Raw genomic sequence first — 14,893 nt, forward strand, 5'->3', positions numbered from 1 at the left:
ATGAAAAAGTATTTTGTTTACCTGATGATGGCGCTTGCCGCCTTCACTTTCAACGCCTGCGGGGACGATGACCCCGTGACGGAAGAACCGGGAACAGAACAGCCCGGAAACCAAGATGACAATGAAGGAACAGAAAATCCGGATGAACCGAATACACCCGACGAACCATCGGGCGACAGTAACAACATTCTTGTGGCATACTTCAGCTGGGGCGGAACCACACAGCGGATGGCACAACAGATTGTGGCTCATACCGGAGCAGACCTGTTTCGTATAGAGCCAGTCACGCCTTATCCCGAAGATTATACCGAATGCACCGAAGTGGCATTGGAAGAACGGGACAGCGATGCCCGTCCTGCCATAAGTTCTACCATCGATGAAGAAGCGTGGGCGGCATACGACACTATCTTTATCGGTTGTCCCGTATGGTGGCACACTACACCAATGATTATCTGCACTTTCGCCGAGAGTTATGATTTTGCAGGAAAGACTGTAGTTCCGTTCTGCACCTATGCATCAACCTACCGTGACGAGACACTGGCACGCATCGCAGAACTGACTTCAGGAGCCGAGGCGCATCTGGACGGATTGGGATTGACCAGCGGAAGCCTGAGCAACGAATCGAATGTGGAAAATTGGCTTCGTGAGATTGGAATCATTGAATAATAATACTAAACAATAAGAACGAATGAAAACAAAGATTATCGCACTCATCGCCCTGCTCGTTATGGGCGGAATGAGCCTGTACGCACAGAACAACAAAATCTTAGTGGCTTATTTCAGTTGGAGCGGCAACACACAGTATGTAGCAGAACAGATTGCCAAGCAGACTGGCGGCACGCTCTTCCGCATCGAACCCGTCAAGCCTTACCCCACGGAATACACCCCTTGCACCGAGGTAGCCAAGAAAGAAAAGGAAGACAACGCCCGCCCCGCTATCAAGAACAAGGTGGAAGATTGGGACAGTTACGACACGGTGTTCATCGGCTGCCCCGTATGGTGGTGGACCGCCCCGATGATCATCAACACCTTTACCGAGAGCTATGACTTCAAGGGCAAGACGGTCATTCCGTTCTGCACCTACGCCTCGACCTATCGCGACGAAACCCTTGCCAAGATTGTGGAACTCACGCCCGACGCCAAGCATCTGAAAGGTTTCGGAGCGGTGAGCCGCAACACGGACGGGATTACGGAGTGGCTGAAAGAGATTAAGGTTATCAAATAGAAGAAGGACTGGCAGATGATACGGTATTTTATTCCTTTCACTTTGCTTTGCGCAACGCTGGCATTCGCCTCTTGTGGTGACAATGAAGATAACGACATAGATGTCCCTACCGAAGAAGTAGTGCCCGGAACCAATCACAATGTACTTGTTGCCTACTTCTCCGAGCCTTTGCCGGACGGTGTGGATGCCAGCACTTCCGCCAGCCGTGTGATTGTAAACGGCGACTTGTACGGCAGCGTGGAATACATGGCAACGGTCATTAGCGAAACCACCGGTGCTGACATTGTACGGATACAAACAGCAACACCCTATCCGGGCAATTTTGATGATTTGGCATCACAGGCCGATAACGAGCGGCAGAACGATATTCACCCCGCTCTTGCCACGGATATTGAGAACTTCGATGATTACGATGTCATCTTCGTGGGCTATCCCATCTGGTGGTATCAGATGCCGATGGCGATGTATTCGTTCTTTGATGAATACGACTTTACGGGCAAGACGCTCATCCCTTTCTCGTCCCACGGCGGAAGCGGATGGAGCGGCACGGTGGACGACATTGCCGGAATGGAGCCAAACGCCACGATGGTGGACGGTTACAGCATTTCGCGCAACAGCGTGGCAGGTTCGGCAGACGGCATACGTGAATGGCTCGGACGGATAGGAATGTCAGAACAATGAAAACGTGCTGTTTATATATGGTACTGCCGCTTTTTCTCGTAGCGTTTCTTGCCGGATGTGGTACGGATGATACCTTACCGGAAACGGGCAATTCGTCCGTTCCGGGCAACTCCGGTACACCTTCATCCGAAGTGGAACTTGTCAGTGAAACGACTCCCATCCCTGACGGATACGAACAGGAAGCGGAACAGCGTGGCAGCATTGTCCGTGTGGACTACAACACACGCGACTATGCGGAAGGCAGCGGCGCAGCACGGACGAACACGGCATACGTCTATCTGCCCTACGGCTATGACGGGCAGGAACGGTACAACATTATGTACCTCGTACACGGGCATTACGGCACGGCTTCCACCTATTTCGAGACAGAAAACGGTATGCTCCGCAAACTGCTTGACCAGATGATTGCTCACGGCGATATCGACCCGATGATTGTCGTCACACCTACCTACAACTACGGCCAGCCCACAGCCAATTATACGGATGCCGACCCGTATTGCCGTGCTTTGCCGCAGGAATTGGTGAACGACCTGATTCCCGTGGTAGAAAGCCGATACCGTACATACGCTGAAACCACGGATGCGGAAGGCATCGAGGCTTCCCGTGAACATCGTGCCATCGGCGGTTTCTCAATGGGTGCGGTTACGACTTGGTATGCCTTCGACGAGACACTCGATGCGTTCAAGTGGTTTATGCCCATTAGCGGTGACTGCTGGTCGTTGGGCAGGTTTGCCGGAATGAACCGCCCCGATGAAACGGCGGCTTATCTGGCAGACAAGGTACGGCAATCCGCATACGCCGGAACGGGTTTCTATATTTGGGCGGCGAGCGGAACAAGTGATTCGGCATACAGCGAGACCTTGCTGCAAATTGAAGGGATGGCACGTCTGCCGGAAGTGTTCCATACGGGCAATATGACTTTCCACGAAAAAGAAGGCGCACGGCACGAATACCGTCCGACGATGGAATACATCTACAATGCGCTTCCGTTCTTTTTCCCGAAAAATGATGAATGACATAATAAAGAAAAATAGAAAAGATGAACAGTTTTACCTATCAATATCCCGTCCGCCAGCATTTTGGCAAAGGATGTGCGGAGAACGCAATCAAGGAAGAAATGAAACTTGTGGGCAGGAATGTGCTACTGGCATACGGCGGCGGATCGTTGAAACGCACGGGATTGTATGACAAGATGGTGGATTGGCTGCACGAATGCGGCAAGAATGTGACGGACTTCGGAGGCATTATGCCCAATCCGACATACGCCAAAGTACAGGAAGGCGCAAGGATTGTGCGCGAGCAGGGCATAGACTTCATCCTTGCCGTGGGCGGAGGGTCGGTCATCGACTGCTGCAAGATAGTGTCTGCACAAGCGAAACTAAATGAGGACATCTGGGAGATGCAGTACGCAAAGCATCAATATCCTACGGAGTTCGTGCCGATGGGCGCTGTCGTCACGGCATCTGGACCCGGAGCCAGCAGAACAACGGGGCGGTCATCACCCACACCGAAAAGAAGCTGAAACAGCCGCTGGTTGGGGCTTACCACAACTTCGCCGTCTTGGACAGCGACTTGACGAAAACCCTTCCGATGGGACAAGTCATCAGCGGCGCATTCGACACATTGAGCCACTGTATGGAAACCTATATGGGCAAGCCGCAGACGGACAACCTCTCTGATGAAATCAACGAGGCGGTGATGCGCAACGTCATCAAGAACCTCCGTACCCTGATAGCCGACCCGGACAACGACTTTGCCCGTGGCGAACTGATGTGGGACTCTGCCCTTGCCGAAAACAGCCTGCTGAAGTTGGGCAAGCAGACCGACTTCCAATGCCATATGCTGGAACATGCCGTGGGTGCTTACACCGACTGCAACCACGGTCGGGCATTGGCAGTCATCCATCCCTCGCTCTACCGTCACTTGCTGAATGAAGGCAAGGAGAAGCTGGCGCGTATGGCAGAACGGGTGTGGAATGTGAAAGGCGATATCGTAGAACAGACCGCCGCCCTTGGCATCGATGCGCTCGAAGCCTTCATTAAGGAAATAGGCCTACCTACCCGTTGGAGCGAGTTGGGCATTACAGACGAGAGCGTGCTTCGTGCTGCTGCCGACACCTGCCTGCTGATGCCGGGATGTTGCAAGCAGTTCACACGGGATGAATTGTTTGAGGTGTTGAAAGAGTGTATGTAATAACTTCTAAGAATGTAATGATAATGAAAAATATATTCAAGACAATGCTGTGCGGTGCCGCCGCTTTGATGCTGACAGGCACATCGGTCGCACAGACTAAGCAAGCATTTGCTTCGGTGGACATTTCTACTATCCTAAGTCCCAACAGCAATCCTTTCGGACTTGTTTATCAAGGGGCTATTACGAAGAACGAGCCGGGCAAGGTGAACATTCATCGCATCACCTACGAATTGAACGGTTTGACGATGGTTGCCAATGTTTATACCCCTGCCGGTTATGATACGGCGAAAACCTATCCCGCTCTTGTCGTGGCGCATCCCAACGGAGGCTGTAAGGAGCAGGTGGCAGGTCTGTACAGCCAACGGATGGCAGAGCAGGGCTACATCTGCCTTGCCTTTGATGCAGCCTATCAGGGCGGAAGCGAGGGCGAGCCGCGTAACGTGGACAAGCCGGCCAACCGCATCGAGGACATACACCGTGCCGCCGACATCCTGACGCAATATCCCGGAGTGGATGCCAACCGCATCGGCATCCTCGGCATCTGCGGCGGTGGCGGCTATACGTTGAAAGCCGCGCAGACGGACAAACGCTTCAAGGCGGTCGCTACGCTCAGTATGTTCAACTCCGGACTGGTGCGGCGCAATGGTTTCCTTGATTCGCAGATGAATGATGTGCAGCAACGTCTCGCCGATGCCTGTGCCGCCCGTCAGAAGGAGGCAAACGGCGAAGCACCGGAATATGTGGGCGATATGAGCGGCATCTCGCCGGAGCAGGCGAAGCAGCTCCCTTTTGACCTCTACCGCGACGGCTATGAGTATTACCTCCAGACACACGCGCATCCCGGCTCCACCTTCCGCTATACCAAAAGCAGTCTGATGGACTTGATGGCGTTTGATGCCAGCGAAGGGATGTACCTCATCAACCAGCCGCTCCTGATGATGGCGGGCAGTCTTGCCGACACGTTCTATATGACCGAACAATGTTTCAGCAAAGCCACGGGGACGGACAACAAGGAACTGTATCTCATCCCCGGCGCAAGGCACATCCAGACATATTGGATGCCGGAGTATGTGGACAAGGCTGTGGGCAAGCTGACGGAGTTCTTTGGAAAACATCTGGAATGAACTTATCTCATCCCGGACATGAGGTAGGCTCAGGTCGGACATGAGATACCCTCAAGTCCGAGGTGAGGTAGCCAAAGGCCTGACCTTTAGTAAAGCTCTCTTGCCGCTTTCGTCGAAATTGGTGCTTCAATCCGTAATCTGTGTATGGACGCGCCACAGCGGAAGCGGTATTTTTGTATCAAGACATAAAACAAATAGTAATGAACGATATACGGACATTTACCATAGACGAGTTTAACAAACAGATGCAGCAGCCGACGTTGCACCCGGAAGTGGCCGTCATCGACCCGGCACGCTTGGAGGACGACGGCACATTATGCTTTACGGGCAACTTCTACGCCATCCGCTTTGTCCAGACACGATGCGGCGAAGCGCGTTATGGCAGAAAGTGCGCCGATTTCCAATATGGCACGCTGGTATTTACGAAGCCGGGCGAAATCGTGCGCGTCTGCCGGGAGGATGCCGTGGACGGGAGCATATCCGGTATTTTGTTCCACCCGGAGCTGTTCAGCACCAAAAGCCTTGTGTTCAAGAAAACCGACTATACGTTCTTCGATTACCGGGAGAACGAGTCTTTGCACCTTTCCTTGCAAGAGAAGCGCATCGTGCAAGACCGTCTGGAACATCTCCACGAGGAACTGCGGCGCGATATTGACCGCCACAGCCTACGCCTTGTATCTGCCGGGCTGGAACTGCTGTTGGACTACTGCGTTCGTTTCTATGAACGGCAATTTGCCTGCCGCACCGACATTGACGGGGAATATATGGAGAAGCTGGACAAAACGCTTTCCCAATATTTTTCATTATGCGGACAAAAGTCTGTGGAAGGCGGTATAAGTAAGGTAGAATCCGCTTTGTCCTCCCTTTCACCTGCGTACTTGAACGACTTTGTACGGGCAGAAACCGGGAAAACGCTTGCCGAATATATACGCATCAGAATGATGGAGTACATCAAAAAGCGTGTCCACAAGGAAGGCTGTCCGTTGGAACAGGTTGCCGGAGAGTTCGGCTTCTATCAGCCACGCCTGTTGGCTCTTTTATATCGGCAGGTATTCGGATGCCAACCTGAGCACTATCTATTGACCCCGGATTATAAACTAAATTGATAACGATATGTACCCGCAAATTATTTGTCACGTAATGGGTTCCGTGGATGGTCGGCTGCTGACTGACCGCTGGACGGAACCATATAATGGGAAGAGCAAAGGCGAACTGATGGGCATCTATGCCGCCATCGGTCGCCAACTAAATACCGACGTTTGGATGTTCGGCAAGAACACGTTGTGTGAAGGCTATTTCCCAAAGAAATTTCATACGCAGGACACCACGCCGTTAGCTCATCCTGCACCGTTTATTGCCGAGCGCACTTCAACCCGTCTCTTTGTGGTAGCCGACCCGGATGCGGACATTCTCTATGAATCCGCTACCGTAAGGGGCGACAGCATCGTCTGCATCCTGCCTGAAACGGCTCCTGCGTTCTATTTGGAGTATCTTCAGAAGAAAGGAATCTCCTATCTGTTTGCCGGATCAAAAGGCGATGACCTCCGCACGGCGATGCATACATTGGCGGAGACCTTTGGCGTGGAATCACTCTCGCTGCAAGGCGGAGGCATCATAGACGGTGCGTTCCTGCAAGCCGGACTGATAGACGAGTTGAGCCTTGTCATATATCCGGGCATCGACGGTTCAGCAGGCTCCACATCCATCTTCCATTATATTGGCAAAGGAAATCCCTCGCAAGGGCAGTCGCTTGAACTGCTATCTGTGAAAGAGATGGAGGACGGGGTGGTTTGGTTACGATATAAATTCCATAAAAACAGTTGAGAAGTATGTTACGCAAAATCAGACTGACGCTTGCCGTCCTGTTCTTCACCGCCGTCACGCTGTTGTTCCTCGACTTCACGGGGACGCTGCACGCTTGGTTGGGCTGGACGGCCAAAATACAGTTCCTGCCTGCGCTCTTGGCGTTGAATGTGGGAGTTGTGGTGTTCCTCGTGCTGCTGACACTTGCCTTCGGACGGGTGTACTGCTCAATCATTTGTCCATTAGGCGTGATGCAGGACATCATCGCTTGGGTGGGCAAGAAACAGAAAAAGAACCGTTACGGCTATTCTCCCGCCAAATCGTGGTTGCGGTATAGTGTGCTGGCGGTCTTCATCATTGCGATGATAGCCGGGATTGGCTCATTAGTGGCATTGCTCGCGCCGTACAGTTCATACGGGCGGATAGCCGGCAACCTGTTCGCCCCGATATACGGCTGGGGGAACAACCTGCTCGCTTATTTTGCGGAGCGAGCCGACAGTTACGCTTTTTATGAAACGGAGGTGTGGCTGAAAAGCCTGCCGACCTTCTTTATCGCTTTGCTCTCCTTTATTATAATAGGAGTGTTGGCGTGGCGGAACGGACGGACTTACTGCAATACTATCTGTCCGGTAGGTACGGTGCTGGGGTTCCTTGCCCGTTTCTCGTGGTTGAAGCCGGTGATTGACAAGGACAAATGCGTAAACTGCAAACTGTGTGCCCGGAATTGCAAGGCGGCTTGTATCGACATCGCCAACCATCGGATTGATTACAGCCGTTGCGTGGCTTGTATGGATTGCATCGGAAAATGCCATAAGGGAGCCATCAGCTACAAGCATCCGGCAAAGGAAGCCGCACAACCGAAAGCTGTTGAATCTAAAATTTCAGCAGAGCAAATCAACGATGCCCGCCGCTCGTTTCTGACCGCCACGGCTTTGGTTGCCACAACTGCCGCGTTAAAGGCACAGGAAAAGAAAGTGGACGGAGACTTGGCGATTATCGAGAGCAAGAAAATCCCCGACCGCAAGACCCCGATAATGCCACCGGGAGCATTGAGCGCACGCGACTTCGCCCGGCATTGCACCGCCTGCCAGCTCTGCGTGTCGGTATGCCCCAACGGGGTACTTCGCCCGTCCACCGACCTGACGAAGCTGATGCAGCCAGAAATGGGTTATGAGCGTGGCTACTGCCGACCGGAATGTACGAAGTGCAGCGAAGTCTGTCCTGCCGGAGCTATACGCCCGATAACCGCAGCGGAGAAATCCGCCACGCAGATAGGACACGCCGTATGGGTCAAGGAGAATTGTGTGCCGCTGACCGATGGCGTGGAGTGCGGCAACTGTGCCCGCCATTGTCCGACGGGAGCCATACTGATGATACCCTCGGATGCCGCTAATCCCGATTCGCCCAAGATTCCGGCCATCAACGTGGAGCGTTGCGTCGGTTGCGGGGCTTGCGAGAATCTTTGTCCGGCACGCACGTTCAGTGCAATTTATGTGGAAGGGCACGAGGTGCACAGAGAACTCTAATGGAAATAATACGAACAAATATGGAAAATAAGAAGACAATCTCCCGCCGCGACTTCTTCAAGATAGCGGGAGCGGCTGGAATGGCGACCGCAGGACTGACGGCTTGTGGTGATAGGCAAGGCTCATTAACATCTACCAATGCAGGCGAACCCGGCGGAGAGATGACCTACCGGACGCTGACGGGTGACCGTGTGTCGCTGCTCGGCTACGGCTGTATGCGCTGGCCGATGATGCCCAATCCCGACGGCGAGGGGCAAGTGGTGGACCAAGAAGAAGTAAACCGGCTGGTGGACTATGCGCTGGCGCACGGCGTGAACTATTTCGACACCGCGCCGCCTTATTGTCAGGGGCTGTCGGAGGAAGCGACGGGCATTGCCCTCAGCCGACATCCGCGCGACTCGTATTACATTGCCACGAAGATGTCCAACCACCGCCTCTACGGGGCAGGGCTTCGTGGCAAGGAGTTGCACGATGCCAGTGTGAAGATGTATCAGGATTCGTTCAAACACCTGCGGACGGATTATTTCGATTACTACCTGTTCCACATCCTCGACACGGGCGCGGGAATGGAGGAAATGCGCGGGCGGCTGTACGATTGCGGCATTGCCGACTTCATCCTCAAAGAGAAAGAGGCGGGGCGCATCCGCAAGCTGGGCTTTTCGTTCCACGGCGATGTGCGGGTGTTCGACTATATGTTGCAGGAATCAGGCATACCGTGGGATTTTGTGCAAATACAGCTCAACTACCTTGACTGGCGGCACGCATCGGGCATCAACGTCAATGCCGAATACCTCTACGGCGAACTGGCGAAGCGGAACATCCCCGCCGTCGTTATGGAACCGCTGTTAGGCGGACGGCTCTCCAAAGTACACGACCACATCGTCATCAAGTTGAAACAGCGCGAATCCGGGCAGAGCGTGGCATCGTGGGCGTTCCGCTTTGCCGGAAGTTTTCCCGGTGTGCTGACTGTCCTCAGCGGTATGACCTATATGGAGCATCTGCAAGACAACCTGCGCACCTATTCGCCTCTGCATCCCCTGTCGGACGATGAGTTTGCCTTCCTGCAAGAAACGGCAGACCTGATGATGCAGTATCAGACCATCCCTTGCAACGACTGCAAGTATTGTATGCCTTGCCCTTACGGAATAGACATACCCGCCATCCTGCTGCATCACAACAAGTGCATCAACGAGGGGAATATGCCCCGCAGCGGTCAGGAGGACTACCACCGTGCCCGCCGCGCTTTCCTTGTCGGTTACGACCGCAGCGTGCCGAAGCTCCGCCAAGCCAGCCACTGTATCGGGTGCAACCAGTGTTCGCCCGACTGTCCGCAAGGCATCGACATCCCGAAGGAGATGCAACGGATTGACCATTTTGTAGAACGGTTGAAGCAAGATAATTTATAGCGACGTTATTTCATTTATACTCAAATACTTATAATTTAAATTGAATATGAACAGATCAGAAAACTGTATTCTCTCTTTTTGGAAGAAATTTGCATCATCGGCGCATTACTGCCGAGCAGGATGTGTGGAATGGACTTTTTGCATTGCTCGCTTCAGCGAGAGAAGCCTATCTCCGGAATGTCGTTGACAGCGGCAAACTTTATCGCCGCTTCGTGGACGACTTCATCAACAGTCACCGGTATATAGACTGTGACAATGTGGTCTGCCGGAATTGCCATGAGATGATTATCCATATAGTTCGAGGTATTCTGCATGATTATCAGGATTGTGTGCGAGAAAAGTTCGCTACCGAATCATTCTCATTGGATGATTGCATGGAACTGAAAAGGATGTATGACACATCTGAAATAAATAGTCCGGCATTTGCGTATGATGCGGATCCAATGGCGACCGCAGCTTCACTTTCATTCGAGTGTAATTTTTCGAAGGAACAGATGGCAGGTATTGTGTCTTGTGCCAATACTTACCATCTGTTCTGTGTTCCTACGGTTCGTATGGAGGATATGGAAACTCTTTTTGCCTGCGAGGAGGGCTTCCGTATTCAGGTAAATAACATCCGCCATGTGGCCGTGCTTTTCGACACTCTGCTCGGAAGGTCGTGCATACAGGCACACTGGCAGTCCATTCTTGAAAGAAGTAGATTTCTGGTTTCCAAGGATGGAAAACGGTTCGTGACCGCTTCGAGCCTGTCAACTGCCCTGTCTGCGGCAAGAATCCGTCCCACATCTGTCGTTTATGCTATCAGGACAATGATAGGCCGACTTCCGTAACAATAATATTCCTATGATTTGAAAAGGTCGTCCATGGTGACTTCACTGTGGACGATACTTTTATGTTTTCCGTCCACCACTCCGTATGTGGTGACAAATGTGATTACCAATGTCTTTCTGGTCTTTGTCGCCATACGGAATAATCCCATCCGTTCACGGAGTTTCATCTCGTAATTATCAGTGATGGCATAACGGTCAGTGCTGAACTTCATTTCGCACAAATGGATGATACGGTCTGCTCGCTCGATAATCATATCAATCTGGAAGCCAGGCATGTTTTTGTCAGAATCTGCCTTGCTTCTCCATGAGGATATGGCCGTTCCGACACCGGCTATTCCGAGTGCCGCCTTTATCTGCCGGTGATGTGCCAGACACACAAGTTCGAAACTGAGTCCCATCCATGCAGAGACGCTGCGGGAATCCATGTTGTTGCTCCACCACCTTTCATCCTTGGCATTGTTGGATTCTATGAACTTGTAATAAAACAATGTAAAGAAGTCCGTAAGCCTGAAAATGCTTCCTCGGGTCTTGCTCCCGAAATGTGACAGACGGGTTACGAAATCGCAGCGTTCAAGGTTCTTCAGTATCTTGCTTAAGAAAGAGCCTTCCAGACCTGTGGCTTTTGCTATGTCCTCCCTTGTCAGTCCGGACTTGTTCTCCGACAATAACTTGACTATTGATATATATGTGTCGGCATTGCTGAACAGGGCATTGTACAGTTCGTCGAATTCCCCTTTGAGATGGGCACCATCTGCAAAAAAGAGCCGGTCAATGTTCTGTGCAAGACTGTCAGAGGTATTCAGGAGGCTCAGGTAAAAGGGAACGCCGCCGAATATCATATAACATTGCAGAATCTGGTATCTGTCCCATCTGCAGTTGCGCTGCCTCAGATATTCTTCCGTCTCATGCAGATTGAACGGGGAAAGATGCAGGTTGCAGGTCACTCTTGCGTGCAATCCTCCCTGATTGGCTTCTATCTTGTCCGCCATCCATGATGTCGCCGATCCTGTGGCGATGAGCATGATGTCTGTACGCCTGTTGCCCCAGCCGTTCCAGAATGTTTCCAGGGCATTGACAAAATTCGACCTCTGCGTATCCATCCAAGGCATTTCATCAATGAATATGACTTTTTTCCGGTCTGAAGGCAATGTCTCCAGATAATCTTCAAGCGCATTGAAGGCATCATACCATGTCCCGGCTTTCGGCTGTCTTCTTTTCGAATGACGCTTGATCGCCCTCATGAAATTCTGTATCTGCACCGAAGCCGGAGTGTTGTGCTCGCCGACAAAGGTGAAATCATATTTATAGTTGAAGAACTTGTCTATGAGATATGTCTTACCGATACGCCTCCGTCCGCTGATGATGACAAATTCGGAGCGGTCTGATTCCAGACACCGCTGCAGTTCGTCACATTCCCTGTCTCGTGAAACCAGTTTGTCCTGCATAATATTTCCGTTTCCGCAAAGGTACTCAATCCATATGTGTCTGCCAAATTTCAAAGAGTGAGTTTGTACTTTATCTTATAAAATATTTGAGTAAAAGTACAAACTCACCAATACAACATAACACCGAGTTACTACTTTATCTATGATTTTTTATGAGATAAAGTAACGGTTCAGTATATAGTGGCATTCCATATTTGCCGGATGCTTTTCAGTTTTTCTCGGATAAGTTATGCGCCCAGCTTGCTGTTTCAAGTGGTACGCATCCCGCCGCCGAAAGGCGGTTGGGGTATTAGGCTATTATATCAGTTAGTAATTATATATCATTAGTTATCAATAATATAAATGCATTTTTGAGAGTTGTAGATAACAAAATGGCACCAAATCTATTCGCTGTTAAATTACCGGACGAATGCTGTCCACTCAAGGTGCAACAAAGGAATGGATAGGTACAAAATGGCATTCCACAAGATGCTGTCGGAGCAAGATGAGGGAAAATGGAAAGGCAAGGTATGGTCGTAGACCAGTTTCCACTTTTTCTTTTCCCTTCAAGATAGGTATGTGACTTAATATATTTTATTATCAGATATATAATACGGCAAATACCTAATTGAATAACAGAATAGTAACAACTTGGCAATATATGGTTCCAACTAATTACCTATACGATTTTTTACCAGAATCTTGTTAATTAGAAAATCTATCGCAATATGTCAACAATGTATCTATTATTTCATATAAACAGGTAGTGTTTGCCATAGCCGGAATGAGTAACCAACTGTTTGTTTCTACTTACATGCTTCAGTTGGCAGATAAAACAAGTTTGGAAAAATTCTTATTATGTCAATTAAAGGAGTAAATCATTCACATATAAGATGGACTGAAAAGGAAGTATTAAAACATTAATTCCATTTTCAGTCCATTTTACAATTACAGTTTCCAGCCGGAAATGCTTTCTTGAATATTCCATAAATGAGCGTACAGCCCTTCATTTCGGACAAGGTCATCATGTGTGCCTTCTTCCTTTATCCGTCCGTTGTCCAAGACAATAATCTGGTCGGCATCCTTGATGGTTTTAAGCCTGTGGGCAATGGCGATAACGGTACGTCCCTTGATTAACGAATCGATTGCTTTTTGCACTTCTACTTCATTTTCGGGGTCAAGTGAGGCGGTTGCTTCGTCAAGCAGAATGATTGGCGCATCTTTTAGAATAGCACGGGCTATGGATACGCGTTGCTTTTCTCCGCCCGAAAGGGTACACCCCCCTTCGCCTACCAAGGTGTCATATCCTTTGGGCAACCGCATGATGAAGTCATGGCAACAGGCTTTTTTAGCTGCGGCTATAATTTCTTCTTCCGTCGCGTCAGTTTTACCAAAGCGGATATTATTGCGTATGGTGTCCTGAAACAGATAAACATCCTGAAATACCATAGAGATGTGGCTCATCAGACTTTCTGGATTTATCTCATTCATCGGAACACCATTGAAAAAGATACATCCTTTCTGTGGGTCGTAGAAACGGGCGCAAAGCTTCATCACCGTACTTTTCCCGCTTCCCGAAGGTCCGACAAGAGCCGTCAAGGAGTTTTTCGGGAGCGTAATGTTTATATCATGCAACACTTCCTTGTCTTGATAGGCAAACGATACGTGTTCAAACCGGATGTCGCCCGCTGCCGGGGATTGCTGTTCTCCTTTCATCTCCGGCTCGTTCATCAAGGAAAGGATGCGTCCACCGGCAATGGAAAAATAGCGGAACTCGGTAAAGTTTGTCAGTGCGGAAGTCAGCGGGTCGAACACACGAGAACCGACTACAAGGAATAGCACGAATACAAGGATTGAAAGTTGCCCTCCCAACAGAAGGTAAGTTCCACATAGCACCATCATTGTCAGCCCAGCACGTACCAAAGTGATGCTCAACAAGACGAACGGGCCTAACAAGGCTTCCTGACGGATGCAGGCACGGCGAAGTTCTGCAAACGCATCGCGTAACCTGACAAAGCGGTCACCTATCAGATTGTACGCTTTCATTACCCGAATACCCTGTAAGTATTCTTCCAACCGATTTCCAGCATTTATTTTTGCTTGAATTTGCCTGCCGCTTAACTTCCGCTGTGCCTTTGTGCTTGCCCACAGGACGAGCATGGCAAACGGCAAGGCCGCAAACATACTGACCGCCATCCTCCAATCTATCCATACAAGCGAAGCAAAAGCCAGTACGGGCATGACTATGGCACCCATAAGTTGGGGCAGGTGGTGCGAAATTCCGGTTTCTGCCATCATGAAGTCCGTAACAAGCATAGACGACAAATCACCCGGATCACGTTTCGACAAAAAGCCCAACGATAGTTTCCGCAAGTGCTCCGCCAGCGACAAACGCCCGGAAGCACTCATTTCGTATGCTCCTCTAAAATTGGCTCGGTAGGATGCCCGTTCTGCCAAAGCCATGACCAGCATATAAACAGCCATAATGCCGAATATCCACCACAGGCGGGTCGTGTCAAGCGGTTGTCCGCTCCCGTCAAATGCACTAAAAATGATACGTATCGCTTCTATGGAAAGACAGAACGGCACGATATTGACTAAGTTGGCAAGCATGGTGTAACCCACCGGCTTGTAAAGTCTTTCCGTGTGACCTATTGTAATATTCTTTATTGCATTCATAT

The 14,893-nt window shown here is 50.5% G+C and carries 14 protein-coding genes; 12 read left to right on the forward strand and 2 right to left on the reverse strand.

Going from position 1 to position 14,893, the window contains the following annotated elements:
- The 12 genes from BQ5591_RS06790 (at position 1) to BQ5591_RS06840 (ending at position 10,788) form a co-directional block, all read left to right on the forward strand.
- A complete protein-coding gene (locus BQ5591_RS06790; RefSeq protein WP_071148861.1) occupies positions 1 to 666 on the forward strand; it encodes a flavodoxin in 666 nt (221 codons plus the stop codon).
- Between the two features lie 22 nt (positions 667 to 688).
- Positions 689 to 1,225, forward strand: a complete 537-nt coding sequence (locus tag BQ5591_RS06795; RefSeq protein WP_071148862.1) for a flavodoxin — start codon at positions 689 to 691, stop codon at positions 1,223 to 1,225.
- Positions 1,226 to 1,240: 15 nt separating this feature from the next.
- Positions 1,241 to 1,906 carry a flavodoxin gene (locus tag BQ5591_RS06800; protein WP_083380939.1) on the forward strand — a complete coding sequence of 222 codons (666 nt, stop codon included), beginning with the start codon at positions 1,241 to 1,243 and terminating at the stop codon, positions 1,904 to 1,906.
- A gap of 17 nt (positions 1,907 to 1,923) precedes the next feature.
- Positions 1,924 to 2,922, forward strand: a complete 999-nt coding sequence (locus BQ5591_RS06805; RefSeq protein ID WP_071148863.1) for an alpha/beta hydrolase — start codon at positions 1,924 to 1,926, stop codon at positions 2,920 to 2,922.
- Positions 2,923 to 2,945: 23 nt separating this feature from the next.
- Positions 2,946 to 3,428, forward strand: coding sequence for an iron-containing alcohol dehydrogenase (locus BQ5591_RS22275; protein ID WP_205410625.1), 483 nt, complete (start codon positions 2,946 to 2,948; stop codon positions 3,426 to 3,428).
- A gap of 68 nt (positions 3,429 to 3,496) precedes the next feature.
- A complete protein-coding gene (locus BQ5591_RS22280; protein WP_449374827.1) occupies positions 3,497 to 4,099 on the forward strand; it encodes a dehydroquinate synthase/iron-containing alcohol dehydrogenase family protein in 603 nt (200 codons plus the stop codon).
- 23 nt (positions 4,100 to 4,122) lie between these two features.
- Complete coding sequence (locus BQ5591_RS06815) at positions 4,123 to 5,223, forward strand: alpha/beta hydrolase (RefSeq protein ID WP_071148864.1); 1,101 nt, start codon at positions 4,123 to 4,125, stop codon at positions 5,221 to 5,223.
- Positions 5,224 to 5,423: 200 nt separating this feature from the next.
- A complete protein-coding gene (locus tag BQ5591_RS06820; protein ID WP_071148865.1) occupies positions 5,424 to 6,329 on the forward strand; it encodes an AraC family transcriptional regulator in 906 nt (301 codons plus the stop codon).
- Between the two features lie 7 nt (positions 6,330 to 6,336).
- Positions 6,337 to 7,047, forward strand: a complete 711-nt coding sequence (locus BQ5591_RS06825; protein ID WP_071148866.1) for a dihydrofolate reductase family protein — start codon at positions 6,337 to 6,339, stop codon at positions 7,045 to 7,047.
- 5 nt (positions 7,048 to 7,052) lie between these two features.
- The gene (locus tag BQ5591_RS06830; RefSeq protein WP_071148867.1) at positions 7,053 to 8,552 is read left to right on the forward strand and encodes a 4Fe-4S binding protein; all 1,500 of its coding nucleotides are present in this window, start codon (positions 7,053 to 7,055) and stop codon (positions 8,550 to 8,552) included.
- Positions 8,553 to 8,572: 20 nt separating this feature from the next.
- The gene (locus BQ5591_RS06835) at positions 8,573 to 9,958 is read left to right on the forward strand and encodes an aldo/keto reductase (RefSeq protein ID WP_083380897.1); all 1,386 of its coding nucleotides are present in this window, start codon (positions 8,573 to 8,575) and stop codon (positions 9,956 to 9,958) included.
- A gap of 89 nt (positions 9,959 to 10,047) precedes the next feature.
- Entirely contained in the window at positions 10,048 to 10,788 is a 741-nt protein-coding gene (locus BQ5591_RS06840; protein WP_071148869.1) for a hypothetical protein, read from the forward strand.
- Positions 10,789 to 10,799: 11 nt separating this feature from the next.
- Here BQ5591_RS06840 and BQ5591_RS06845 read toward each other — a convergent pair whose 3' ends face one another.
- Both BQ5591_RS06845 and BQ5591_RS06850 read right to left on the reverse strand, forming a co-directional pair.
- Positions 10,800 to 12,233: an AAA family ATPase gene (locus BQ5591_RS06845; RefSeq protein WP_025277667.1), complete on the reverse strand. Its 1,434-nt coding sequence runs from the start codon at positions 12,231 to 12,233 to the stop codon at positions 10,800 to 10,802.
- A 927-nt stretch (positions 12,234 to 13,160) separates the two neighbouring features.
- Positions 13,161 to 14,891, reverse strand: coding sequence for an ABC transporter ATP-binding protein (locus tag BQ5591_RS06850; protein ID WP_071148870.1), 1,731 nt, complete (start codon positions 14,889 to 14,891; stop codon positions 13,161 to 13,163).
- Positions 14,892 to 14,893 lie beyond the last annotated feature (2 nt).

The sequence above is a fragment of the Bacteroides ndongoniae genome, assembly GCF_900108345.1.
In the GTDB taxonomy this organism is placed as follows: domain Bacteria; phylum Bacteroidota; class Bacteroidia; order Bacteroidales; family Bacteroidaceae; genus Bacteroides; species Bacteroides ndongoniae.

Coding starts and splice junctions, on each gene's coding strand:
- BQ5591_RS06805 (WP_071148863.1), top strand. CDS start 1,924: ATGGTACTGCCGCTTTTTCTCGTAGCGTTTCTTGCCGGATGTGGTACG.
- BQ5591_RS06795 (WP_071148862.1), top strand. CDS start 689: ATGAAAACAAAGATTATCGCACTCATCGCCCTGCTCGTTATGGGCGGA.
- BQ5591_RS22275 (WP_205410625.1), top strand. CDS start 2,946: ATGAACAGTTTTACCTATCAATATCCCGTCCGCCAGCATTTTGGCAAA.
- BQ5591_RS06800 (WP_083380939.1), top strand. CDS start 1,241: ATGATACGGTATTTTATTCCTTTCACTTTGCTTTGCGCAACGCTGGCA.
- BQ5591_RS06830 (WP_071148867.1), top strand. CDS start 7,053: ATGTTACGCAAAATCAGACTGACGCTTGCCGTCCTGTTCTTCACCGCC.
- BQ5591_RS06845 (WP_025277667.1), bottom strand. CDS start 12,233: ATGCAGGACAAACTGGTTTCACGAGACAGGGAATGTGACGAACTGCAG.
- BQ5591_RS22280 (WP_449374827.1), top strand. CDS start 3,497: ATGGGACAAGTCATCAGCGGCGCATTCGACACATTGAGCCACTGTATG.
- BQ5591_RS06820 (WP_071148865.1), top strand. CDS start 5,424: ATGAACGATATACGGACATTTACCATAGACGAGTTTAACAAACAGATG.
- BQ5591_RS06835 (WP_083380897.1), top strand. CDS start 8,573: ATGGAAAATAAGAAGACAATCTCCCGCCGCGACTTCTTCAAGATAGCG.
- BQ5591_RS06815 (WP_071148864.1), top strand. CDS start 4,123: ATGAAAAATATATTCAAGACAATGCTGTGCGGTGCCGCCGCTTTGATG.
- BQ5591_RS06825 (WP_071148866.1), top strand. CDS start 6,337: ATGTACCCGCAAATTATTTGTCACGTAATGGGTTCCGTGGATGGTCGG.
- BQ5591_RS06790 (WP_071148861.1), top strand. CDS start 1: ATGAAAAAGTATTTTGTTTACCTGATGATGGCGCTTGCCGCCTTCACT.
- BQ5591_RS06850 (WP_071148870.1), bottom strand. CDS start 14,891: ATGAATGCAATAAAGAATATTACAATAGGTCACACGGAAAGACTTTAC.